The 24,059-nt window shown below is 70.1% G+C and carries 18 protein-coding genes; 10 read left to right on the top strand and 8 right to left on the bottom strand.

The window, feature by feature from the left end:
- The first annotated feature begins 94 nt into the window (after positions 1–94).
- Positions 95–1,393, top strand: coding sequence for an RNA polymerase sigma factor (locus BLT44_RS10505; RefSeq protein WP_029608322.1), 1,299 nt, complete (start codon positions 95–97; stop codon positions 1,391–1,393).
- 64 nt (positions 1,394–1,457) lie between these two features.
- Here BLT44_RS10505 and BLT44_RS10500 read toward each other — a convergent pair whose 3' ends face one another.
- The gene (locus tag BLT44_RS10500; RefSeq protein WP_010157135.1) at positions 1,458–1,679 is read right to left on the bottom strand and encodes a DUF7455 domain-containing protein; all 222 of its coding nucleotides are present in this window, start codon (positions 1,677–1,679) and stop codon (positions 1,458–1,460) included.
- Positions 1,680–1,874: 195 nt separating this feature from the next.
- On the opposite strand from BLT44_RS10500, the gene BLT44_RS10495 reads away from it, so the two are divergent.
- Positions 1,875–3,968, top strand: a complete 2,094-nt coding sequence (locus BLT44_RS10495) for a DNA gyrase/topoisomerase IV subunit B (protein WP_010157136.1) — start codon at positions 1,875–1,877, stop codon at positions 3,966–3,968.
- 198 nt (positions 3,969–4,166) lie between these two features.
- Here the strand turns inward: BLT44_RS10495 and BLT44_RS10490 are convergent, their stop codons facing one another.
- Positions 4,167–6,638, bottom strand: a complete 2,472-nt coding sequence (locus BLT44_RS10490; protein WP_010157137.1) for a DNA gyrase/topoisomerase IV subunit A — start codon at positions 6,636–6,638, stop codon at positions 4,167–4,169.
- A 10-nt stretch (positions 6,639–6,648) separates the two neighbouring features.
- On the opposite strand from BLT44_RS10490, the gene BLT44_RS10485 reads away from it, so the two are divergent.
- A complete protein-coding gene (locus BLT44_RS10485; RefSeq protein ID WP_010157138.1) occupies positions 6,649–7,845 on the top strand; it encodes an alkaline phosphatase family protein in 1,197 nt (398 codons plus the stop codon).
- A gap of 103 nt (positions 7,846–7,948) precedes the next feature.
- Here BLT44_RS10485 and sepH read toward each other — a convergent pair whose 3' ends face one another.
- Positions 7,949–9,187 (bottom strand): septation protein SepH, encoded by a 1,239-nt coding sequence (sepH, locus tag BLT44_RS10480; RefSeq protein WP_074690191.1) that lies wholly within the window; start codon positions 9,185–9,187, stop codon positions 7,949–7,951.
- A 212-nt stretch (positions 9,188–9,399) separates the two neighbouring features.
- Between sepH and BLT44_RS10475 the strand changes: the two genes are divergently transcribed.
- On the top strand, positions 9,400–9,690 hold the full coding sequence (locus tag BLT44_RS10475; RefSeq protein WP_010157140.1) for a DUF4193 domain-containing protein: 291 nt from the start codon (positions 9,400–9,402) through the stop codon (positions 9,688–9,690).
- Between the two features lie 265 nt (positions 9,691–9,955).
- On the opposite strand, the gene BLT44_RS10470 is transcribed toward BLT44_RS10475, so the two are convergent.
- Positions 9,956–10,432 carry a DUF3093 domain-containing protein gene (locus BLT44_RS10470; RefSeq protein WP_040505452.1) on the bottom strand — a complete coding sequence of 159 codons (477 nt, stop codon included), beginning with the start codon at positions 10,430–10,432 and terminating at the stop codon, positions 9,956–9,958.
- 87 nt (positions 10,433–10,519) lie between these two features.
- Between BLT44_RS10470 and dut the strand changes: the two genes are divergently transcribed.
- The 5 genes from dut (at position 10,520) to dxs (ending at position 17,390) form a co-directional block, all read left to right on the top strand.
- Entirely contained in the window at positions 10,520–10,957 is a 438-nt protein-coding gene (gene dut, locus BLT44_RS10465) for a dUTP diphosphatase (RefSeq protein WP_029608324.1), read from the top strand.
- 70 nt (positions 10,958–11,027) lie between these two features.
- Positions 11,028–11,702, top strand: a complete 675-nt coding sequence (locus tag BLT44_RS10460; protein ID WP_010157143.1) for a DUF3710 domain-containing protein — start codon at positions 11,028–11,030, stop codon at positions 11,700–11,702.
- Positions 11,699–12,562 (top strand): DUF3159 domain-containing protein, encoded by an 864-nt coding sequence (locus tag BLT44_RS10455; RefSeq protein ID WP_010157145.1) that lies wholly within the window; start codon positions 11,699–11,701, stop codon positions 12,560–12,562. Before BLT44_RS10460 ends, BLT44_RS10455 begins: the two co-directional genes overlap by 4 nt.
- A 63-nt stretch (positions 12,563–12,625) precedes the next feature.
- The gene (gene acnA, locus BLT44_RS10450; protein ID WP_010157146.1) at positions 12,626–15,313 is read left to right on the top strand and encodes an aconitate hydratase AcnA; all 2,688 of its coding nucleotides are present in this window, start codon (positions 12,626–12,628) and stop codon (positions 15,311–15,313) included.
- A 145-nt stretch (positions 15,314–15,458) separates the two neighbouring features.
- Entirely contained in the window at positions 15,459–17,390 is a 1,932-nt protein-coding gene (gene dxs / locus BLT44_RS10445; RefSeq protein ID WP_231291611.1) for a 1-deoxy-D-xylulose-5-phosphate synthase, read from the top strand.
- A 121-nt stretch (positions 17,391–17,511) separates the two neighbouring features.
- On the opposite strand, the gene BLT44_RS10440 is transcribed toward dxs, so the two are convergent.
- The 4 genes from BLT44_RS10440 to BLT44_RS10425 form a co-directional block, all read right to left on the bottom strand.
- The gene (locus tag BLT44_RS10440; RefSeq protein ID WP_010157148.1) at positions 17,512–19,644 is read right to left on the bottom strand and encodes a 3-hydroxyacyl-CoA dehydrogenase NAD-binding domain-containing protein; all 2,133 of its coding nucleotides are present in this window, start codon (positions 19,642–19,644) and stop codon (positions 17,512–17,514) included.
- A 3-nt stretch (positions 19,645–19,647) separates the two neighbouring features.
- Positions 19,648–20,841 carry a thiolase family protein gene (locus tag BLT44_RS10435; protein ID WP_414531140.1) on the bottom strand — a complete coding sequence of 398 codons (1,194 nt, stop codon included), beginning with the start codon at positions 20,839–20,841 and terminating at the stop codon, positions 19,648–19,650.
- Positions 20,842–20,964: 123 nt separating this feature from the next.
- Positions 20,965–22,155 carry a ribonuclease D gene (locus BLT44_RS10430; protein WP_010157150.1) on the bottom strand — a complete coding sequence of 397 codons (1,191 nt, stop codon included), beginning with the start codon at positions 22,153–22,155 and terminating at the stop codon, positions 20,965–20,967.
- A gap of 6 nt (positions 22,156–22,161) precedes the next feature.
- A complete protein-coding gene (locus tag BLT44_RS10425; protein ID WP_010157151.1) occupies positions 22,162–22,779 on the bottom strand; it encodes a DUF3000 domain-containing protein in 618 nt (205 codons plus the stop codon).
- An 80-nt stretch (positions 22,780–22,859) separates the two neighbouring features.
- Between BLT44_RS10425 and BLT44_RS10420 the strand changes: the two genes are divergently transcribed.
- On the top strand, positions 22,860–24,050 hold the full coding sequence (locus BLT44_RS10420) for an alpha/beta hydrolase family protein (RefSeq protein WP_010157152.1): 1,191 nt from the start codon (positions 22,860–22,862) through the stop codon (positions 24,048–24,050).
- The last annotated feature ends 9 nt before the right edge of the window (positions 24,051–24,059 follow it).

Genomic DNA, 24,059 nt, shown 5'->3' with positions numbered 1-24,059 from the left:
CGCCGGGCTTGACATGGGTTTTCATGCTGTGAGCACTCGTCGGCGAACGCTGTCGGCGGCACAGGCCGAAATCTGAAACGAGAGAGGCGGCTGCGTGGCAACTGCAACCACCACCACAACTCGCGCATCTTCTGCAGATGCCAAGAAGAAGGCTGTCGAGACCGAGGAGGCCGGTGAGATGACCGAGACCGCGGCGACTCCGCGCAAGAAGGCGGCCGCGAAGAAGACGACGGCGAAGAAGCCGACGGCGACCAAGCAGGCCGCGGCGGCCAAGAAGCCTGCGGCGGCGAAGACGAAGCGCGGGGCCAAGAAGAGCGCGGAGGACGAGATCGATCTCGACGCCCCCGAGGTCGATGAGGAGGCGGAGGCTCCCGAGGAGGAGAAGCCGGCTCCCGCGGTGGTCGAGCCGCTGCCGACGGGCGCCATCGTGCTGAAGGCCCGCGACGAGGAAGACGTCCCGACGATCACGACGGCGATTCCCGGTGCGACCGCCGACCCGGTGAAGGACTACCTCAAGCAGATCGGCAAGGTCGCTCTGCTGAACGCTGCCGAGGAGGTCGAGCTCGCCATGCGCATCGAGGCGGGGCTCTTCGCCGAGGAGAAGCTCTCCACGGAGAAGGGTCTCCCGAAGAAGCTCGAGCGCGAGCTGAAGTGGGTCGCCCGCGACGGTCAGCGCGCGAAGAGCCACCTGCTCGGCGCGAACCTGCGTCTCGTCGTGTCGCTCGCCAAGCGCTACACGGGCCGCGGAATGCAGTTCCTGGATCTCATCCAGGAGGGCAACCTCGGCCTCATCCGCGCGGTGGAGAAGTTCGACTACACCAAGGGCTTCAAGTTCTCGACGTACGCGACGTGGTGGATTCGTCAGGCGATCACCCGTGCGATGGCGGATCAGGCGCGCACCATCCGCATCCCCGTCCACATGGTCGAAGTGATCAACAAGCTCGCTCGTGTGCAGCGCCAGATGCTGCAGGACCTCGGTCGCGAGCCGACGCCCGAGGAGCTCAGCCGCGAACTCGACATGACCCCCGAGAAGGTCGTCGAGGTGCAGAAGTACGGGCGCGAGCCCATCTCGCTGCACACGCCGCTCGGCGAGGACGGCGACAGCGAGTTCGGCGACCTGATCGAGGACACCGAGGCGGTCGTGCCGGCCGATGCCGTGGGCTTCACGATGCTCCAGCAGCAGCTCGAGCAGCTGCTGGACTCGCTGTCGGAGCGCGAAGCCGGAGTGATCCGCATGCGCTTCGGCCTCGGAGACGGCATGCCGAAGACGCTCGATCAGATCGGCGACACCTTCGGAGTGACCCGCGAGCGCATCCGCCAGATCGAGTCGAAGACGATGGCGAAGCTGCGCCACCCGTCGCGCAGTCAGCAGTTGCGGGATTACCTCGACTGATCGGCACAACGAAAGGCCCCCGGCGATGATGATCATCGCCGGGGGCCTTCTCGTGTAACGCGCGCTACGCGTTGAGCTTGTGGGTCTCGTCGTGCCAGGCCTCCGCCATCGGACGGAGCTTCGACTCGTGCTTGTTCGCGTGGTGCGCGCAGAACAGCAGCTCGCTTCCGCCCAGCAGCACTCGGACGTATGCCTGCGCGCCGCAGCTGTCGCAGCGATCCAGCGCGCTCAGGGGACGATCCGCGGATTCGACCTCATCGGTCCGTTCCTGCTCGAGTGTCGTCATGGCAACCTCCTCTTCATCTTCATTCACTACGCACCCATCCAAGCACGGTCTCCTCCGAATGCCATCATCGAGGATCCGCGGTTCGCTGACCGCGTATCGCCGCTCGCGGCTCGGCCACTCGCCGGGCCCCTTCCGCTCCAGTGTCAGCGGCGTGCCCTAGTGTGGATCCGTCATCAACCTGAGGAGATCTGAGCAGTGGCAGATTCCACCTATTCCGCGCGGCACCTCACGGTGCTCGAGGGGCTCGAGGCCGTTCGCAAGCGTCCTGGAATGTACATCGGCACGACCGATTCGCGCGGGCTCATGCACTGCCTCTGGGAGATCATCGACAACTCCGTCGACGAGGCCCTCGGCGGCCACGGCGATCACATCGGGATCACCCTGCACGACGACGGCAGCGTCACGGTCACGGACAACGGGCGCGGGGTGCCGGTCGACATCGAGCCGAAGAGCGGGCTGAGCGGCGTCGAGCTCGTCTACACGAAGCTGCACGCGGGCGGCAAGTTCGGCGGCGGCGGCTACGCCTCGTCGGGCGGCCTGCACGGCGTCGGCGCCTCGGTCGTCAACGCCCTGTCGTCGCGCCTCGACGTCGAGGTCGATCGCGACGGGAAGACCTGGGCGATGTCGTTCCGCCACGGCGAGCCCGGCGTGTTCGCGGGGGACGGCCCCGACAGCGCGTTCACCCCCTTCGAGGAGTCGTCGGAGCTGCGCGTCGTGGGCAAGGTCAAGCGGGGCGTCACCGGCACGCGAGTGCGGTACTGGGCGGACCCGCAGATCTTCCTCTCGACGGCGCGGTTCGAACCCGATGCGCTGGTCGCACGCGCGCGGCAGACCGCCTTTCTGGTGCCCGGTCTCGCGATCGAGATCACGGACGAGCGCGCGGAGTCGCTGAGCGAGGACGGCGTCGCGCCGGTGCATCGGTTCGCGTACGAGGGCGGCATCTCGGAGTTCGTCGACTTCCTCGCCGTCGACCCGCCGCTGACCGATACCTGGCGCATCACGGATTCGGGTTCGTTCACCGAGACGGTTCCCGTGATGGACGAGCAGAGCGGGCACCTGGTGTCGCGCGAGGTCGAACGGACGTGCGAAGTCGACATCGCGCTGCGCTGGGGCACGGGATACGAGACCGAGATCCAGAGCTTCGTCAACATCATCGCGACGCCGAAGGGCGGCACGCACCTTACCGGCTTCGAGCAGGGGCTGACGCGGTTCTTCCGGAAGCAGATCGAGCTGAACGCTCGGAAGCTCAAGGTGGGGAGCGACAAGCCCGACAAGGACGACATTCTCACCGGTCTCACCGCCGTCGTCACCGTGCGCGTACCGGAGCCGCAGTTCGAGGGCCAGACGAAGGAGGTGCTCGGAACGGCCGCCGTGCGGGCGATCGTCGCGAAGGCGATCGTCCAGGGCATGACGGAGCGCTACGAGTCGACGAAGAAGCCCGACAAGGTGCAGACGGGCGCGCTGCTCGAGAAGATGGTCTCCGAGATGAAGGCGCGTATCGCGCTGCGTGCGCAGCGCGATACGGCTCGTCGGAAGAGCTCGCTCGAGAGCTCGTCGCTGCCCGCGAAGCTCATCGACTGCCGCTCCAAGACGGTCGCCGAGACGGAACTGTTCATCGTGGAGGGCGACAGCGCGCTCGGCACTGCCCGCCCCGCGCGCGACAGCGAGTTCCAGGCGCTCCTCCCGATCCGCGGCAAGATCTTGAATGTGCAGAAGGCCTCGGTGGCCGAGATGCTCAACAACGCCGAGTGCGGTGCGATCATCAAGGTGATCGGAGCCGGATCGGGGCGCGACTTCGAGCTGGGGTCGGCCCGGTACGGCAAGGTGATTCTGATGAGCGACGCCGACGTGGACGGCGCGCACATTCGCACGCTGCTGCTGACGCTGTTCTTCCGCTACATGCGGCCGATGCTCGAGGCGGGGCGGGTGTACGCCGCGGTACCGCCGCTGCACCGGGTGATCGTGCAGAACGCGGGGCGCAAGGCGAACGACGTCGTGTACACGTACAGCGAGCGGGAGCTGAACGCTCTGCTGGCCGACCTGAAGAAGCGCGGCAAGCGGTATCTCGAGCCGATCCAGCGGTACAAGGGCCTCGGCGAGATGGATGCGGACCAGCTCGCGGAGACGACGATGGATCGCGAGCACCGCACGCTGCGGCGTGTGAGGGTCGAGGACGCGCACGCCGCCTCGCAGGTCTTCGAACTGCTGATGGGCAATGAGGTCGCCCCGCGCAAGGAGTTCATCATCGAGAACGCGGACGACCTCGATCCGGAGCGCATCGACGCGTAGCGCCGCGGATCATGGACGCGTAGCGCCGAGGATCATCGTCGCGTAGCGCAGCGGATCATCGTCGCGTAGCGCCGAGGATCGCCGTCGCGTAACGCCGAGGATCGCCGTCGCGTAGCGCACCGGATCGTGCCCATCGCGGCGATGAGCCCTCCCCGCCATCCGGGCGGGGAGGGCTCATCTCGTGGGGGCGCGCCTCCGTCAGGGGGCGACGCCGACGAACGCCGCGGAGCCGTCGATGGGCTGCCCGGATCCGTCGCGCTTGCCGAGTTCGCTCGGGAGCTTGCGCGCAGCGCCGTCGGATGCCAGAGCGCGCGGCTCACCCGTGCCGACCCAGGCGCAGGCGATCTGATCCTCCCACTTCAGGAACCGCTGGGCGCGAACGCCTCCCGTGCCGCGGCCCTTCGCGGGGAACTCGCTCCAGGCGGAGACCTTCGCGGTCGCCACGTCGGTGCCTGGCAGCGTGATGGAGCTGTCGGCGACGGTCACCACGCGAGCGTCTGCTCCCTCGGGCACGGCCCCCGCGAAGACGATCCGGGCCTCGGCGGAGAGCCGCATGCCCGCCATGCCCGCAGCCGGGCGCCCCTGGGGGCGCACTGCCGAGGCGGGGAAGCGCAGCAGCTGCGCATCGCTCGAGACGGCGGCGATCTCGTGCCCGTCGGGCGCCGCGAACGCTGCGACGAGCGCATCGCCGCTCTTCAGTCCGATCACCTCGAACGACGGCTTCGCCGGAAGATCGGTGAGCAGTACGCGCTTCACGATGCCCTGCTGTGTGAAGAGCCCCACGGGGGTGTCGGTGTCGAGGGGGAGCACGCCCACGATGCGCAGTCGCTTATCGGTGACGCCGATGTAGTCGAGCAGTTTCGCGCCCGCCGAGAACGCGATGCTCGCGGCGGGAACGAGTGGGAGGTCGACCGGGGTGAACCGGTGCAGGGTGCCGTCTGAGAGGACGGCGCCCATCTCGCCGCGCACCGTGCCCTCGACGGTCGCGAGCACCGCGCCGTGCTTCGTCGCTCGCGGGGCCGGCCGAGTACTGGTCGGCGCCTCCGGATCCCGATCGATGCGCAGCGCGCGCCCGGTGACCGACAGCAGAACGGAGCACGGGGAATCGGCGACCTCGAGGGACGCCGCCGCCGACGCCGACCGGGCGGGCCTCAGCACAGCACCGGTCAGCACGGTGCGTCGAGGCGTGCCGAACGCCTCGGCTGCGTCGTCCATCTCCTGGGCGACGACCTCGCGAAGCCGGTGCTCGTCGCCGAGAATGGCGAGCAGGCGATCGATCTCCGCCTGCAGCTCGTCGCGCTCGGCCTCGAGCTCGACCCGCGAGAACTTCGTGAGGCGGCGCAGCCGCAGCTCGAGGATGTACTCGGCCTGGGCCTCCGACAGGTCGAAGACCTGCATCAGTCGGCTGCGCGCGGTCTCCGCATCGTCGCTCGTGCGGATCAGCTGGATGACCTCATCGATGTCGAGGATCGCGATGAGCATGCCTTCGACCAGGTGCAGGCGCTCGCGCCGCTTCGCCAGCCTGAACTCGGATCTGCGGGTGACGACCGAGATGCGGTGGTCGAGGAAGACGCGCAGCATCTCGCGCAAGCCGAGCGTCTGCGGCTGCCCCTGCACGAGGGCGACCGAGTTGATGCTGAACGAATCCTCGAGCGGGGTGTACCGGTACAGCTGTTCGAGCACCGCCTCCGGCGAGAACCCGGTCTTCAGAGTGATAACGAGGCGGAGCCCGTTCTTGCGGTCGGTGAGGTCGGCGACATCCGAGATGCCGGAGAGCTTCTTCGCCTCCACGCCCTGCTTGATCTTCTCGATCACGCGTTCGGGGCCGACCAGGTACGGCAGCTCGGTGACCACGAGGCCGGTGCGCCGCGGCCCGAGCTGCTCTACGGCCACCTTCGCGCGGGTGCGGAACGCCCCGCGGCCGGTCCGGTACGCGTCTTTCACACCGTCGAGCCCGACGATGGTGCCGCCGCCCGGCAGGTCGGGGCCGGGGATGAACTCCATGAGCTCGTCGACCGTGGCCCCCGGGTTGCGCAGCAGATGCTTCGCGCCGTCGACCACCTCGATGAGGTTGTGCGGCGCCAGGTTGGTGGCCATGCCGACGGCGATGCCGCTCGCTCCGTTGACGAGCAGGTTCGGCACGGCGGAGGGGAGCACCTCGGGCTGCAGCAGCTGGCTGTCGTAGTTCGGGACGAAGTCGACCACGTTCTCGTCGAGCGACTCGGTCATGGCGAGCGCCGCGCCGGCGAGGCGGGCCTCGGTGTAGCGCGAGGCGGCGGGGCCGTCGTCGAGCGAGCCGAAGTTGCCGTGGCCGTCCACGAGCGGCAGCCGCATGGCGAACCCCTGCGCCAGTCTCACGAGCGCGTCGTAGATCGACGAGTCGCCGTGCGGGTGCAGCTTGCCCATCACCTCGCCGACGACGCGCGCGGACTTGACGTGCCCCTTCTCGGGGCGCAGTCCCATGTCTTGCATCATGTACAGGATGCGCCGCTGCACGGGCTTCAACCCGTCGCGGGCGTCGGGAAGCGCGCGCGAGTAGATCACGGAGTAGGCGTACTCGAGGAACGAGCCCTCCATCTCCTGCAGAATGTCGATGTCTTCGATGCGCTCGCCGGCGAGTTCGTGGGGGGCGTCCGGTGCTGCTTCGGACGCACTGCGAGGGTCGGTCATAATGGATTTCATGCTACCGACGACCGCCGACAACGGCGCGAGGCTTGCCGCGATTCTGCCGAGCGGCATCGCGGCGGTCGCGCGGGGCCTCGGCACTCCGCCTCCCGACGAGCTGGCCTTCGCCGACTCGGACTCCCTTCCGCCGCTGCGGTCCTTCGTCATGATCGTGGTGGACGGGCTCGGGAGCGCGAACCTCTCGGCGCGCGCGGGGCACGCCCCGGCGCTCACCCGCCTCCCGCGGAAGCGGATCGAGACCGTCGCGCCGTCGACGACCGGCGCGGCGCTCACCACGCTGCTCACCGGCCGCCTCCCCGGATCGCACGGACTGATCGGGTACCGCATCCGCCACCCCGAGCTCGGGCTCGTGACGACGCTCCGCGACTGGGACGGCATCGGGGATCAGCGCACCTGGCAGCGCGCGACACCGCTGCTCACTCGGGTCTCCTCGATCGGCGCACGAGCCGTCGCGATCGGCCGCCCCGCGCACGCAGCCGGCGGACTGACCGAGGCGATCCTCTCGGGCGCCGAGTATCTGGGCGGCCAGCGGATCGAGGATCGGTTCGCCCTGGCCTCCCGGGTGGTGCGCGAGCCGACGCCCGCCGTCGTCTACCTCTACATCGACGAACTCGACAAGGCGGGGCACGAGCACGGGTGGCAGAGCGAGCACTGGGCGCGTCGTCTCGAGCAGTTCGACGCGTCGCTCGACGGGTTCCTGCGGGGGCTGCCCGGAGGCGTGGGAGTGGTGATCACCGCGGACCATGGAATGGTCGACATCGCGCCGCATCAGCGGGTCATGCTCGAATCGCACGCGGGCCTGCTCGACGACGTCGCCGAGATCGGCGGCGAACCGCGCCTCCGCTCGCTGTATCTGCGCGACGGCGCCGATGCGGCGGCGGTCGCCGCAGCGTGGGAGCGCGCGGAGGGCGCACGCGCCTGGGTCGGCACGCGCGAGGCGGCCCTGGCCCAGGGGAGTTTCGGTCGGGTGCGGCCGGAGGTCGCGGAGCGCCTCGGCGACGTGCTGATCGCCGCCCGCAAGCAGATCGCCTACTTCACGAACACCGAAGACCCGCGAGTGCTCGAGATGGTCGGCCAGCACGGGTCGTTCACCGACGAGGAGCGGGGAGTGCCGCTGGTGCTCGGCGGGGCCCTCGACGGCTCCTCGTTCGCGGCCGCAGTGCAGGCCGCAGCGCGCCGCATCCCCGATTAGCGGAGCGGCGGCAGCGGCATCGGCGCAGCAGCCGGAGCGCGCGGCGCCCCCGGCTCCGCGCGGGCGCCGCAGCTTCACCCGACCACGGCACGGATCGCCGAGGTCAGTTCGCGGGGTCCTCGTCGCTCCGCGTACCGAAGAGGATGTCGTCCCAACTCGGAATCGAGGCGCGCCCCTTCTTGGGTGCGCGCTCGCTCGCGTCGGGCGCTGCGGCGGGCGGCTGCGCGGGCCCCTCGGCGCGTTCGGGCGACGGGTCGGGGCCGCTCTTCGGCGCCCCCGTCACACCGGCGCTGCTCCAGATGCTCCGCGGCGCGGCGGGCGCATCGGCCGGCGGCTCGCGGCGGAGCGACGGGTGCGGGCTGTCGGAACGCGGCGCGTCGACGACGTCTCGCGATCCTGCAGGCGTGTCGGAGTCCGTCTCGGCGAGCGCCGCGAGGTCGAGCTCCTGGGGCTGCAGCTCTGCACCGGCATCGCTCTGGCGCTTGCCCTGATCGCGTTCTCCGCGGCGCTTGCGGAGCGCGTCGAGCAGGTCGGCGGTCTGGCTGAGATCCGCCGGCGCGTCGGCGTCCGAGGAGATGGCGCGCTGGTCGATCTCGCGGCGGCGCGCGAACTCGGCGTTGGGATCCGACGACGACGTGGGCGCCTCCTGCGCAGGTTCATCGACCGTCGCGCTCGGCGCCTCGGCCCCGGTCTCCTCCACCGCGCCGCCCTCGGCGTCGAACGCGCCCGAGTCGAAGCGGCCCGAGCGCTCGGCGGAGTCGACCGCGCGCAGCTTCGGGATCAGCCGCTCGCCGACATCGCCCTGCTTCGAGAGGTTCACGGCGTCGGGGTTGATGGGGGAGAGCATCGACTTGCGGTGGTCGAACGTCCACACGGCGCGGTGGCCGACATCGTGCGACGCGAACTCGAGGCTGATCATCCAGCCGCGCTCCTCGTCCCTCCAGGCCGCCCACTCGCTCGTCTCCGCTCCGAGCCCGGCGAGGCGCTCCGAGATGACGGCGCCGAAACGCTGGTCGCCGTCGTCGTGCGCCTCCGTGCGCACCGGAACCGCGTGCGCTCGCTCGAGAATGTAGCGGCGCTCCGCGAGCACGGGCTCCTCGTACCGCTCGATATCGGCGTCGTCCAGGCCCGTCTCGGAGGCCACCTGAGCGCGAGACTTTCCCGCGCGGATGAGCGCCTGGATCTCACGCGGACCCGGCTTCCCCGGCTGGCGCTCGCGCCGCGACAAATGGCGCAGCTCGCTGAGCGCGGCCTCGTCGACGACGAAGCGGAACTCGTCGCCGGCGTCGTTCGCGACGATCAGCGACCGGTCATCTCGGCGCACAAAGCGCAGTTCGTCCATCGGCGCATCCCTTCGTGAGTCGCGACCCAGAGTGTCACACGCACCCCGGGACGCTCCGCATTGAAGCGGCGCGTGGCGAAACCCGGGGGAGTCGCGCTTCGCGCTCAGAGAACTTTCGGCGGGAGGGTTTGCGCGCGGGCCGCCTCGTACGTCAGACTATGGCCGCTCGAAGGATAAGGTGCCGGCATACCGGCCCGGGAACGCAGGAGAGAATGGCCACGGATTACGACGCCCCGCGCAAGACTGAAGAAGACGCCGAGTCGATCGAGGCGCTGAAGGAGCGCGGGCCGGCAAAGGGCGCGTCGGGGCTCGACTCCGACGATGCCGACAACCCGAGTTTCGATCTCGGCGGCAACGATCTCTCCGATGTCGAGCTCGATGTCATCGTGCTTCCGCAGCAGGACGACGAGTTCACCTGCGTGAGCTGCTTCCTGGTGCGCCACCGCTCGCAGGTCGATCACGAGACGGAGCTCGGGCCGGTGTGCCGCGAATGCTCCAACTGACTCGCGCAGCGAGGCAGGCATTCGCGGCTGGCGCCACTGCGTCAGAATGCTCCAACTGACTCGCGCAGCGAGGCAGGCATTCGCGGCTGGCGCCACTGCGTCAGAATGCTCGAACTGACTCGCGCAGCGAGGCAGGCATTCGCGGCTGACGCCACTGCGTCAGAATGCTCCAACTGACTCGCGTCCGCTCGCGAGGCGCATGAGAACGGCCGCTCCCAAGGGAGCGGCCGTTCTCATGCGCGGGGGCTTCAGAAGCCCGAGCGGGTCACGCGGCGACGCGCGCCGCTGCGATGGCCTCGGCGAGCTTCTTCGGGTGACGCGTCGTCAGAATCCACTGCGGTGCCGGATCGGCCGGGTCGACGTTCGCGATCCTCACCCCGCGGTGAATCCATCCCCGCAGCAGCAGATAGTTGCGGGCGTCGCAGCCGGGCCCGATCGCCGCCTTCAGCCCCTCCGCACCGAGCAGCTCGACGTCTCCGAGCAGTGACACGGGGATCTCGGCGCGACCCGCCGTCAGCCGGCCGTCGGCGACCTCGATCGACGGGCTGCTGAGCAGGAAGGTCGCCGCCAGAATGGCGTACACGATGACCCCGGTCGGGATGGCCCACTGCGCGTTGATCGGCGTGAGCACGAGCGCGACCGCGGGGATGACCAGCACGAGGGCGACGAACAGGCTCGCCCCCGGGAGGAGTCGTTCCCGATACGTCGAGTGCGGAGGGGCGGAACTGGCGATTCGGGTCATGCCGACCATTATCCCGCGGCTCACTCGGAGGTCGCCGTGCGGCACCCCTCTCTGCAGGTGCACGGCCGAATCCGCTAGCCTGAGCGGGTGACTGATGTCGTGGAGATTCCGATCGTGGCCGAGCATCCTCCCCAGTACGCCCATGCGGGGGATGCGGGAGCCGACCTGCGCGCTGCCGAGGCGGTCGAGCTCGGGCCGGGGGAGCGCGCCCTCATCGGCACCGGGGTCGCCATCGCGCTGCCCGACGGGTACGCGGCGTTCGTGGTGCCCCGCAGCGGGCTCGCGGCGAAGCACGGCATCACCGTCGTCAACGCTCCCGGCACCGTCGACGCCGGGTACCGCGGCGAGATCAAGGTGACGCTGCTCAACACGGATCGATCCGAGAGCTTCGCGGTCGCTGCGGGCGACCGGATCGCCCAGCTCATCGTGATGCCCGTGACCCGTGCGGTCTTCGTACCGGTGCCCGAGTTGCCCGACAGCGCGCGCGGCGCCGGCGGCTTCGGTTCGACCGGTGTGAGCAGTTGACGGCATCGCCCGGGTCGGCGGGCGATCGAGCGAGTTCGACCCTCTGGGTCAAGACGAAGGAGTAGCGAAGATGAGCGAAGATCAGAAGCCGGGCCAGCCCGGGGCCGACGCCGTCGAACTGAGCGACGGCGCGCCCGCCGCGATCGACGACGCGAAGTCGGCGCCGGAGGACCGGGCGACGTCGGGGCCGTTCGACGCGTCGGAGGTGCCCTCGATGCGGCCCTACGTCGATCTCGGCGGCATCAAGGTGGCCCCCCGGGAGGGGCTGCAGCTGCGGCTCGAGGTCGACGAGCGCGCGAACCGGGTGATCGCCGTGTCGCTCGAGTACGCCGAATCGCTGCTGCAGGTGCAGGCCTTCGCCGCTCCGAAGACGACGGGCCTCTGGGGCCCGGTGCGGGCCAAGCTGACGCAGCAGATGACCGCTCAGGGCGGCACCGTCGCCGAGGAGCCGGGCGTGCTCGGCCCCGAGCTGCTCGTCGAGACGCCTGCTCCGGGCGACCAGGGCGGAACGCGCGTGGCCCGCTTCATCGCGGTCGACGGGCCGCGTTGGATGCTCCGCGGCGTGATCATGGGCAAAGCCGCACGTGACGCCGAGGCTCGCGACCGGGTGATCGAGCTCTTCCGCGAGCTGGTGGTGGTGCGCGGCGAGCAGCCGATGCCGCCGAGCGAGCTGCTGCAGCTCAAGGTGCCCGCCGGCGTGCAGGGGCAGCGGCAAGCGCCTCCCGCCGGAACGCTGCCGGTGTGATCGAAGTGGACGACGGCTCGGCGCGCGACCCGCGCGACTCGCGCGATCCGCGCGATGGGGAGGCGGCTCGCCGGACGCCGCTCACCCCTCCGGCGCCCCAGGCGGCCCCGGAGAGCGGCGCAGCCGACGGGGCGCGGCCCTTCGGGGGCGCGATCGGGCGCACGGTGCGCGCCGGGATGTCGGGGGAGGCGATCTCCGGTCGCGGCGTGCTCGACGCGATCGGCGGATGGCGCGGCGTCGCCGAGACGCTCGTTCCCGGGCTCCTCTTCCTCGTCATCTTCACGTTCACGCGCGACGCGCGGGTGTCGGCGATCGCCCCCGCAGCGCTCGCGATCCTCGCCGTGATCGTCCGGCTGGTGCGGCGCGAGCCGCTGGTCTCGGTGTTCTCGGGCGCCGCGGGCGTCGCAGTCGCGGTCATCGCGACGCTGTTCACCGGGCGCGGCGCGGACTACTACGTGCCGGGCTTCATCACGAACATCGTCTGGTCGGCGGGTCTGCTGATCTCCGTCGCGGTCGGGTGGCCGCTCGTCGGCGTCGCTCTCGGTGCACTGCGCGGCGACCTCACGGGGTGGCGCCGCGACCGATCGCTGAAGCGGGTGGCGACCTGGCTGACGCTGCTCTGGAGCGGCCTCTTCATCGCCCGACTCGCCGTGCAGGTTCCGCTCTACTTCGCGGCCCGCGAGCCGGATGGGATCGCGGCGACCGATGCCCTCGGCATCGCCCGTCTGGTGATGGGCGTTCCCCTCTTCGCCCTCGTCGTGGTCTTCACGTGGATGGTGCTCAGCAGGCTGTCCGGATCATCAGATGATTCGGCGGGGGAATCCCTTACGGATACTGGGCACAACACCCCATCGACGTGACACCCGAGCGAGCCTGCTCGGGTGTAGAATTATCTCGACATCGAGACACATTGGAGGAGCTCAATGGGAGCCGTCAACAGCTTCGAAGCGAAGAGCACCCTCGCCGTCGGCGAGAAGGAATACGGGATCTACCGAATCGACCGCGTCCCCGGTCATGAGCGGCTGCCCTACAGCCTCAAGGTGCTGCTGGAGAACCTGCTCCGCACCGAGGACGGCGCCAACGTCACCCGCGCGCACATCGAGGCGCTCGGCAACTGGGATCCCTCCGCCCAGCCCGACACCGAGATCCAGTTCTCGCCGGCCCGCGTGATCATGCAGGACTTCACCGGCGTGCCCTGCGTCGTCGACCTCGCCACGATGCGCGAGGCCGTCGTCGAGCTCGGCGGCACGCCCGACAAGATCAACCCGCTCGCCCCCGCCGAGATGGTGATCGACCACTCCGTCATCTCCGATGTGTACGGCTCGCCCGATGCGGCGGCTCGCAACGTCGAGATCGAGTACCAGCGCAACGGAGAGCGCTACCAGTTCCTGCGGTGGGGCCAGGGCGCCTTCGACGAGTTCAAGGTCGTGCCCCCGGGCACCGGCATCGTGCACCAGGTCAACATCGAGTACCTCGCGCGCGTCACCTTCACCCGTGAGATCGACGGCCAGCTGTTCGCGTACCCCGACACCTGCGTCGGCACCGACTCGCACACCACGATGGAGAACGGACTCGGCGTGCTCGGCTGGGGCGTCGGCGGCATCGAGGCCGAGGCCGCCATGCTCGGCCAGCCGATCTCGATGCTCATCCCCCGCGTGGTCGGGTTCAAGCTCTCGGGCGAGATCCCGGCGGGCGTCACCGCGACCGACGTCGTACTCACCATCACCCAGATGCTGCGCAAGCACGGCGTCGTCGGCAAGTTCGTGGAGTTCTACGGCGAGGGAGTGGGCTCCGTGCCGCTCGCGAACCGCGCGACCATCGGCAACATGAGCCCCGAGTTCGGCTCGACCGCCGCGATGTTCCCGGTCGACGACGTCACGCTCGACTACATGCGCCTCACCGGGCGGCCGGAGGAGCAGATCGAGCTCGTCAAGGCGTACACGCAGGCGCAGGGCATGTGGCACGATCCGTCGCGCGAGCCGGAGTTCAGCGAGTACCTGGAGCTCGACCTCGGCACGGTGGTCTCGTCCATCGCCGGCCCGAAGCGCCCGCAGGATCGCATCGAGCTTTCGCGGTCGAAGTCGCAGTTCGAGACCGACCTGAAGAACTACGCGCAGGCGGCCAACCCCGCGAAGGTCGAGGACGAGCAGGGGCGCGAGTTCGAGATCGATCACGGCGCCGTCACGCTCGCGTCCATCACCTCGTGCACGAACACCTCCAACCCGTCGGTGATGCTCGCCGCCGGCGTGCTCGCCCGCAACGCGGCGGCGCGGGGGCTGCGCGCGAAGCCGTGGGTCAAGACCACGCTGGCCCCGGGCTCGAAGGTCGTCACCGACTACTACGAGAAGTCGGGTCTCAACCGCGATCTCGAGAAGCTCGGCTTCTACACCGTCGGCTACGGTTGCGTCACGTGCATCGGCAACTCGGGGCCCCTCAACCAGGAGATCTCCGACGCCGTCAATGAGCACGATCTCGCCGTGACCGCGGTGCTCTCGGGCAACCGCAACTTCGAGGGCCGCATCAACCCCGACATCAAGATGAACTACCTCGCGAGCCCGCCGCTCGTCATCGCGTACTCGCTCGCGGGCACGATGGACTTCGACTTCGACACCGACGCGCTCGGCCAGGACGAAGCGGGCAACGACGTGTTCCTCCGCGACATCTGGCCCGACCCCGTCGAGGTGCAGAAGATCGCGGATGCGTCGATCGACTCCGACATGTTCACCCAGAAGTACGCGACGGTGTTCGACGGCGATGAGCACTGGACCTCGCTGCCGACACCCGACGGCGACACCTTCGCGTGGGACGAGCAGTCGACGTACGTGCGCAAGGCGCCCTACTTCGACGGGATGCAGCTGGAGCCCACCCCGGTCACCGACATCTCGGGCGCGCGCGTGCTCGCGAAGCTCGGCGACTCGGTGACGACCGACCACATCAGCCCCGCGGGCAGCTTCCGCGCCGAGACCCCGGCCGGCCAGTACCTCGTCGCCAACGGCATCTCGCCGCGAGACTTCAACACGTACGGCTCGCGTCGCGGCAACCACGAGGTGATGATCCGCGGCACCTTCGCCAACATCCGTCTGCGCAACCAGCTGCTCGCCGACGAGAACGACGGCGCCGGTGTCGAGGGCGGCTTCACGCGCGACTTCACGCAGAAGGGCGCGCCGAAGTCGTACATCTACGACGCATCGCAGAACTACCAGGCGGCAGGCATCCCCCTCGTCGTGCTGGGCGGCAAGGAGTACGGGTCGGGATCGTCGCGCGACTGGGCCGCGAAGGGCACCAGGCTGCTGGGCGTGAAGGCGGTCATCACCGAGAGCTTCGAGCGCATCCACCGTTCGAACCTCATCGGCATGGGCGTGCTGCCGCTCCAGTTCCCCGAGGGCGAGAACGCGGAGAGCCTGAGCCTCGACGGCACGGAGACCTTCGACATCTCGGGCATCACGGCGCTCAACGACGGGGTGACCCCGCGCACGGTATCCGTGACGGCGACCCGCGGCGACGGCTCCACGGTCGAGTTCGACGCGGTCGTGCGCATCGACACCCCGGGCGAGGCGGACTACTACCGCAACGGCGGCATCCTGCAGTACGTGCTGCGCTCGCTCGTCTGAGTCGACGCGATACGGGTGGGCCCGGGCGCGCTGCGCCCGGGCCCACCCGTCTGTTCGCGCGCCGGCGGGGGAGCGGCCCCGAGTAGACTGTGGGGATGCTCGCACCCTCCCGGTCGGGCGGAACGGAGGTCGGCGGGTGGCGATCCTGGATCGAATCCGAGAACCACGTGATCTCGATGCGCTGACGATCGCGGAGTGCGAGCAGCTCGCCGCGGAGATTCGCGAGTTCTTGATCGCAGCGGTGTCGCGCACCGGCGGTCATCTCGGCCCGAACCTCGGCGTCGTCGAGCTGACGATCGCCCTGCACCGCGTGTTCCAATCGCCGCGCGATCCGATCGTCTTCGACACCGGGCACCAGAGCTATGTGCACAAACTGCTCACCGGTCGGCGAGACTTCTCGGCGCTCCGAAGCCGCGGCGGCCTCGCCGGCTACCCGCAGCGCTCGGAGTCGGAGCACGACATCGTCGAGAGTTCGCACGCGTCGAGCTCGCTGAGCTGGGCCGACGGCATCTCGCGCGCCTTCGCGCGGCGCGCGCAGAGCGACCCGTCCCAGCAGCACCGGCACGTGGTGGCGGTCGTCGGGGACGGCGCGCTCACCGGAGGCATGACCTGGGAGGCGCTCAACAACATCACCGACGACAACGACCGCAACCTCGTGCTCGTCGTGAACGACAACGGCAGATCGTACGCTCCCACTATCGGCGGCATGGCCCGGTTCCTGAACTCGGTGCGGTCGAAGGACGCGTACCGCGATCTGCAGGAGGGCAGCGAGAAGCTGTTCTCGCGCCTCGGCACGCCGGGCCGCACCGTGTACCGCGCGGCGCGCGGAGCGATGCGCGGTCTCGCGAGTCGCGCATCCGACAACCAGGATCTCTACTCGAACCTCGACATCAAGTATCTGGGCCCCGTCGACGGCCATGATCTGCACGCGGTCGAGGAGGTGCTGCGGCAGGCGAAGGGATACGGGCGCCCGACGCTCGTTCACGTCATCACGGAGAAGGGCCGCGGGTACGCACCCGCGGAGAACGACGTCGCCGACCAGTTCCACGCCATCGGGCAGATCGATCCGGGCAGCGGCGAGCCGGTGGAGGCTGTGGCGGGGCGCAGCTGGACCTCGGTGTTCCGGGAGCGCATCGTCGAGCTCGCCGACGCCGACGAGCGCATCATCGGCATCACCGCCGCCATGCTCGTGCCGACCGGCCTCGACGCCCTCGCGGCCCGGCATCCGGGTCGCGTCATCGACGTCGGGATCGCCGAGCAGCACGCGGTGACGAGTGCCGCCGGACTCGCCTACGGCGGGCTGCACCCGGTGGTGGCCGTGTACGCGACGTTCATGAATCGCGCCTTCGATCAGCTCCTCATGGATGTCGCCCTGCACCGCGCCGGTGTCACCTTCGTGCTCGATCGCGCCGGAATCACGGGCCCCGACGGCGCGAGTCACAACGGCGTCTGGGATCTGGCCACACTGCAGGTGGTCCCCGGGATCCGGATCGCCGCGCCGCGCGACGCCGCAACGCTGTCTGAAGCGCTCGGGGAGGCCGTGGCGATCGACGATGCTCCGACGGTGCTGCGCTATCCCAAGGGCGCGGTCGGGGCCGACATCGCCGCGCTCCGCCGCTCGGACGACGGAGTCGACGTGCTGCACGAATCGGAGGCCGACGGGGGCGGGCAGCGCGATGTGCTGTTCGTCGCCGTGGGTCCTATGGCGGTCGTCGCCATCGACGCCGCGCAGCGTCTGGAGGCCGCGGGCATCACGTCGACGGTGATCGACCCGCGCTGGGTCGTGCCGGTCGCCGATTCCGTGGTCGCGGCGGCGGAGCGCCATCGCCTCGTCATCACGATCGAGGACGGGATCCGGGTCGGCGGCGTCGGCACGCGCATCCGCCAGGCGCTTCGGGATGCCGGAGTCGACACGGCGGTCAGCGAACTCGGCACGCCCGACGAGTTCCCTGATCACGCCTCCCGCGGCCAGCTCCTCGCCGATGCCGGCCTCACCGCCGATCGCATCGCGGCCTCCGTGAGCGAGCAGGTGCGCGGGACGCGGGTCCCGGTCGCACGGCCGCACGAGCGCCCCTGAGGGCTGCGAGCATCGACGCGGGAGCGGACAATGCGGCGGGCCGCGACGCAGCTCTGCGCAGCGCAGCGGGGCGGCCGGGGAGTACCCCGGGCCGCCCCGCTGCGCTCTGTCGGACGCCCGATCAGGCCCCGGCGATGCGGGGCTCGTGGAACGCGCCGCCGAACGCCCGCTCGCTCGCGCCCGAGCGATCGAGGTACGGGGTCGCGCCGCCCGCCTGGAACGGCCAGCCCGCGCCCAGGATCAGGCACAGATCGATGTCCTCCGCAGCGGCGACGACGTGCTCATCGAGCATGATCTTGATTTCTCGGGCGAGCTCGTCTTCGACGCGATGCAGAATCTCCTCCTCGCCGACCGCGGTCTTGCCGAGCGTCACCGCCTTCTTCCCGGCCTTCGAGAGGTCTTCGACCTTGCCGTGCTTCGTCTTGACGAGGGGTTCGTCGACGTCGGCGAGCCGGTGCAGGTTCTCCGACGCGTAGAAGCGGCCGGGGAAGGCGGCGACCATCGTGTCCTGCACGTGCGCGGCGACCTTCCAGCCCACGAGGTCGATGAGCTCGAACGGCCCCATCGGCAGCCCGATCGGTGCGAACGCCCGTTCCACGACCGGCAGCGGGGTGCCGGCGTCGAGGGCGCGCGCGGCCTCGCCCATCACCTTCGCCAGCAGGCGGTTGACGACGAAGCCGGGGCGGTCGGCCGTGATGACCGCGCTCTTGCCGAGCTTCTTCGCGACCACCATGGCCGTGGCCAGCGTTTCGTCATCGGTCGTCGGGGTGCGCACCACCTCGATGAGCGGCATCACGGCGACGGGGTTGAAGAAGTGGAAGCCCACGAGCCGCTCGGGGTGCTCGAGCCGTTCGCCGATCTCCTCCACCGACAGCGAGGACGTGTTCGTCGCGAGCACCGCGGTCTCGGAGACGATCGCTTCGATCTCGGCGAACACCTGCTGCTTCACGCCGAGTTCCTCGAACACGGCCTCGATCACCCAGTCGCAGTCGGCGTACCGGGTCTTGTCGGTGGTGCCCTGCACGAGCGCCGTGATCTGGTTCGCGTCGTCGGCGGAGAGCCGGCCCTTCTCGAGCATCTTGTCGATCTCGCCGCGGATGTAGGCGAGGCCCTTGTCGACCCGCGACTGGTCGAGGTCAGTGATGAGCACGGGCACGCGCAGCTTCCGGGCGAAGAGCAGCGCGAACTGGCTCGCCATGAGCCCGGCGCCGATCACGCCGACCTTGCGCACCGGCTTCGCGAGCTGCTTGTCGGGGGCGCCCGCAGGGCGTTTCGCACGTTTCTGCACGAGGTCGAAGGCGTAGACGGACGCTGCGAACTGGTCACCCGAGATCAGCTCTGCGAGCGCCTCGTCCTCCCGCTCGAATCCGCGCGCGAGGTCGTTGTCCTTCGCTGCGCTGAGCAGGTCGAGCGCGACGTAGGGGGCGCGAGCGGCCGTGCCGATGCGCGCCTTGAGGGTCTCGCGGGCGATCTTGATGGCGGCGGGCCACTTCGTGAGCCGCTCGAGCTTGCCCGGTGCGTGCTTGCGCTCCACCTTCTCCGAGCCCGCGATGACGGCATCGGCCCACGCGATCGATCGCTCGAGGAAGCTGGCGGAGCCGAACATCGCGTCGAAGAGGCCCATCTCGAACGCCTGCTTCGGCTTCAGCATGCGGTTGTTCTTCAGCGGATTCGTGACGATGATCTCGAGGGCCTGCTCGATGCCGATGAGGTTCGGCACGATCGTCGCGCCGCCCCATCCCGGGATGATGCCGAGGAAGACCTCGGGGAAGGCGAGGGCGGCGGTCGACGAATCGAGCGTGCGGTAGTCGCAGTGCAGCGCGATCTCCATGGCGCCGCCGAGTGCGAGGCCGTTGACGAAGGCGAACGACGGCACGCCCAGCTCGCCGAGCTTGCCGAGCACGAAGTGGCCGAACTGCGCCATCAGCCGCGCGTTCTGCTCGGTGGCGAGCGTGGAGACCTTGGAGAGGTCGGCACCCGCGGCGAAGATGAACGGCTTGCCCGTCACCGCGACGGCCTGGATGTCGCCGGAGGCGGCCCGCGCTCTGAGCGCATCGAGCACGTCGCCGAGCTCCTGCAGGGTGCGCGGGCCCAGCGTGTTGGGGCGGGTGTGGTCGCGGCCGTTGTCGAGGGTGATGAGTGCGAGCGTGCCGCCCGAGGGGAGCGCTACGTCGCGGACGAGCGATCGGGTGACGACCTCGTCCTCGGACGCGGCGATCAGGGGCGAGAAGTCGATGCTGCGGTAGTCGGTCATGGCTTACTTGCCCTTCTTTCCATCGAAATGCGGGTTCTCCCAGATGGCCGTGCCGCCCTGCCCGAGGCCGACGCACATGGCGGTGACGCCGTAGCGCACGTCGGGCCGCTGAGCGAACTGGCGGGCGAGCTGCGTCATGAGGCGCACGCCCGACGCGGCGAGCGGATGGCCGAACGCGATGGAGCCGCCCCACGGGTTCACCCGCGGATCGTCGTCGGCGATCCCGAAGTGGTCGGTGAAGGAGAGCACCTGCACAGCGAAGGCCTCATTCAACTCGAAGAGTCCGATGTCGTCGACGCTGAGCCCCGCTCGTCTGAGCGCCTTCTCGGTCGACGGAACCGGCCCGAGGCCCATGACCTCGGGTTCGACGCCCGCGAACGCGAAGCCGACCAGTCGCATCTTCGCGGTGAGCCCGAGCTCTTTCGCGGTGTCGGCGCCGGCGAGCAGCGAGACGGTCGCCCCGTCGGTCAGCGGTGATGCGTTGCCGGCGGTCACGCGGCCGTGCGGCCGGAACGGGGTCTTCAGCGTGGCGAGCCCCTCCATGGTGGTCTCGGGGCGACGCCCCTGATCCTCCGTGGCGAGTCCCCAGCCGGTCTCGGAGCGGGTTGCGACCGGGATCAGATCGGCCTGGATGTCGCCGCGGTCGTACGCAGCTTGCACCTTCTGCTGGCTCAGCATGCCGAAGCGGTCGGCGCGCTCCTTGGTGAGCTCCGGGAACCGGTCGTGCAGGCGCTCCGCCGTGATGCCCATGTTCAGCGCATCGGGGCTCACCAGCTTCTCGGCGACGAATCGCGGGTTCGGATCGGCGTCGAGCCCGATCGGGTGCCGGCCCATGTGCTCGACGCCGCCCGCGACCGCGAGGTCGTACTGGCCCGAGCCGATCGCGGCACCCATGAACGAGGCCACGGTGAGCGCACCGGCGCACATGCGGTCGAGCGCGAAGCCCGGCACGGTCACCGGGATGCCCGCGAGCATCGACACCGTGCGACCGAGTGTCAGACCCTGGTCGCCCTGTTGCGTCGTCGCCGCGATGCCCACGTCGTCGATTCGCTCGAGGGGCAGCTGCGGGTTGCGCTCCAGGAGCCCCTGCAGCGCCTTCACAGCCAGGTCGTCGGCACGCGTCCCCGCGTATATCCCCTTGTCGCCCGCTCGACCGAACGGGGTGCGGACACCGTCCACGAACACGACTTCTCTCATTGCGGCCACTTCGCCTCCATCAGCATTGGTGATCTGCGTCCTTCCCATACTAGAGAGACGCAGTGTCACGGGGAACCGGACCCGCTCCGGCCACTGATCCAACGCCGCGACGATGCGCCTGAGTTATGGGAGGTCTACAAATGCGGACGCGATGATTGGTGCAGTGATACCAACCTGCCAGTCCCGCGCGCCGAGCTCGGACAACCGCCGCGCCACGTTCTCCGCGGTCGGGTCGGCCGGCGGGCGCCAGACGAGTCGGCGCAGCGTGTCCGGGGTGAGCAGGTTCTCGACCGGGATGCGTCGGGCCGCGGCCTCCGCGTCGATCGCCGACCGCACGGCCTCGAGCCGCGCAGCCGCCGCCGGGTCGCGCTGCGCCCAGAATCGATGATGCGGAATCGAATCGGGGTCCCGCGGCTTCTGCCCGGGAAGATCCTCGGTCGTCTTCGCCCGCAGGATCGCCGCCCACCAGCGCTTCAGCTCCGAGCGGCTCGCCCGCCCCTTGAAGTCGCGCAGGCGCGCGAGGTCGCCGGGAGAGCGCGGGTTCGCGATCGAGGCTGCGACGATCGAGGAGTCCGGGATCAGCCGCCCCGGCGCGGTGTCGCGCTCACGGGCCAGTGCATCCCGGGCCTCCCAGAGCTCCCGCGCGAGCGCCAGCGCGCGCGGAGTCTTGAGGGCGTGGCTGCCGGAGAGCTTGCGCCACGGCTCCTCCGGCCGCGGCTTCTCGGGGCGCAGTCGGACCGCCTCGAACTCCTGGGCGGCGAATTCCGTCTTGCCCTGCTCGTCCAGCTGCTCGGCGATCACCGACCGCAGCTCGGGCAGGAGCACGACGTCGAGCGCCGCGTACTCCAGCCACTCGGCGGGAAGCGGGCGCTGCGACCAGTCCGCGGCCGAGTGCGCCTTTTCGAGAGCGATTCCGAGGAGCATCTCGACGATCGCGCCGAGGCCGACCCGCTCGAAGCCGAGCAGGCGCGCCGCGAGCTCGGTGTCGAAGATGCGCGAGGGCACGAGGCCGATCGATGCGAGGCAGGGGAGATCCTGCGACGCCGCGTGGAAGATCCACTCCGCATCGCCGATCGCGCGCTGCAGCGGCGAGAAGTCGGGAATGCCGATGGGATCGATGAGGAACGTGCCGGCCTCGGCGCGATGCACCTGCACGAGGTACGCCTCACCGCCGTACCGGAAGCCGGAGGCGCGCTCGGCGTCGACCGCGACGGGCCCCGATCCCGCTGCGAGCGCGGCGGCCGCGGCCGCCAGACCCTCGTCGTCGACGACCATCGTCCAATCGATGTCGAGCTCCGACTGAGAGACCGTCATACCTGTTCACCCACCTTCCGCGGCCTGGCGGGATCGCCGTGCCGCGATGGAGTCTATGCCCTCCGCGTGCGGGAGGCCGGCCAGCAGGCACAGCAGCTCCGACCAGGCCTCCGCGTGCACGCCGAATTCCGAGCCCGTCGGAGACCACGAGGCGCGCAGTTCGATCTGCGCGGAATCGCCGCGGGCCTCGAGCGCGCCGAAGCTGCTCGAGAGCGTCTTCGTGGCGGTGCCCGAGAGGTAGACGTACTGCGCCCCGCGCGAGTCGAGCGCATCGACGAGCCACGACCACGCCACGTCGGAGATGAACGGGTCCACGCCGATCTCCAACTCGAGGGGCGCCTGCGCGAAGCAGACGATGCGGAACGGGCCGCCCCACTCGTCGACCGCCGAGGCGTCGTGCATGAGCACGATGCGACCCGCGCCGTACGGGGAGTCGAGCGCGTCATCGGCGGCGTCGACGGAGCGGCCGCCCCGAGTGACACCCGCGGCGAAGGCGATGGACTGGGGCGCGATGCGCTCCGGGGCGGGAATCTCCTGCGACACCAGCTCGTCGCGCAGCCGCGCGCCGCGAAGCTGCTCGGCCGCCGTGCCGAAGTCGACCGGGGTCCCATTGATGCGTGCCATCACAGTGGCGACACTAGAGTTTGCTGTGAACAACGCGCCGGTGCCACGCCGGGATGCGATGAACAGGGGGAGGAGCCGCGATGCAGGCACCGGGATGGACCCGCGGGCTCGTGCTCGGAGCAGTGAGTGCGGTCGGGGGAGCGGCGCTCATCGGCGGCATCGGATCGCTGCTCGGCGGGGTCGCCCTGGCGCGGCGCGCCGTCACCCCGGCCGCGGTTCCCGAGTCGCCGGTGACCGTGACGCACGTCGTCGATCGCCCGAACGGCGGCGTGCTCGTGCGGCTTCGCGGCGTCGACGCCGATCTCCCCGGGCGGTACTCGTTCATCTTCGACGGCGGCCGCGGGCACGCGCGTTTCGGAGAGGTCGTCGAAGCATCGGGAAACGAGGTGCTGCGGGAGCTCGTCTCGGTCGACCGGGGCACCCTCGCCCCGGAGACGCGCGGGCGGGTGACCGGCTGGTGGTACACCGATCCCGAGCAGCTCGGCTATCGCGTCGAGCGCACCGCGTACGCCACCGAGCTCGGCGACGCCGAGGCCTGGATCATCCGCCCCCGCATTCCGCGGAAGCGCCGCTGGGCGGTGCACGTGCACGGGCGGGGCGCGCTCCCGGAGGAGACGCTGCGAGGCGTTCGCTCGCTCGCTCGCTGCGGCATCACGAGTCTCGTGATCTCGTACCGCAACGACCCCGGCGCCCCTCCGGGGCTGCGGGGGAGATACGGGGTCGGGTTCTCGGAGAGCCGCGACGTCGACGCCGCGATCGCCGCTGCCCGACGCCTGGGCGCCGAGCGGGTGACGCTCTTCGGCTGGTCGATGGGCGGCACCGCCTGCCTCGTCGCGGCGACCCGCGGCGAGTACCGGCACCTCGTCGACGGGCTCATCCTCGATTCCCCCGCCGTCGACTGGAACGCGCTGCTGCGGTATCACGCCGCAGCCCAGTCGGCTCCCGCCGCGATCGCCGGTCTCGGCATCGAGCTGCTGGCGCGCGGCGTCGTCGCGGGAGGCGAGGCCGGCGGCATCCCCATCGACGACCTCCACCCCGAGACGTTCGCCCGCGCGCTCGCCGTGCCAGTGCTCATCCACGCGAGCCCCGACGACACGTTCGTGCCCCCGGCGGGCGCCGAACGGCTCGCGCAGCTGCGCCCCGACCTCGTGCAGCTGCGCCTGCAGCCCGGTGCCGAGCACGTGAAGCTGTGGAACGTCGATCAGCGCGGCTGGGAGGCCGTCACCCGGGCGTTCGCCCGAGCGCTTCCGCGACCGCCCTGGCGCGGGTGACCGGCTGCT

It is taken from the genome of Leucobacter chromiiresistens (assembly GCF_900102345.1).
Taxonomy (GTDB): domain Bacteria; phylum Actinomycetota; class Actinomycetes; order Actinomycetales; family Microbacteriaceae; genus Leucobacter; species Leucobacter chromiiresistens.
This window is presented reverse-complemented; position numbering and strand designations above follow the sequence as displayed.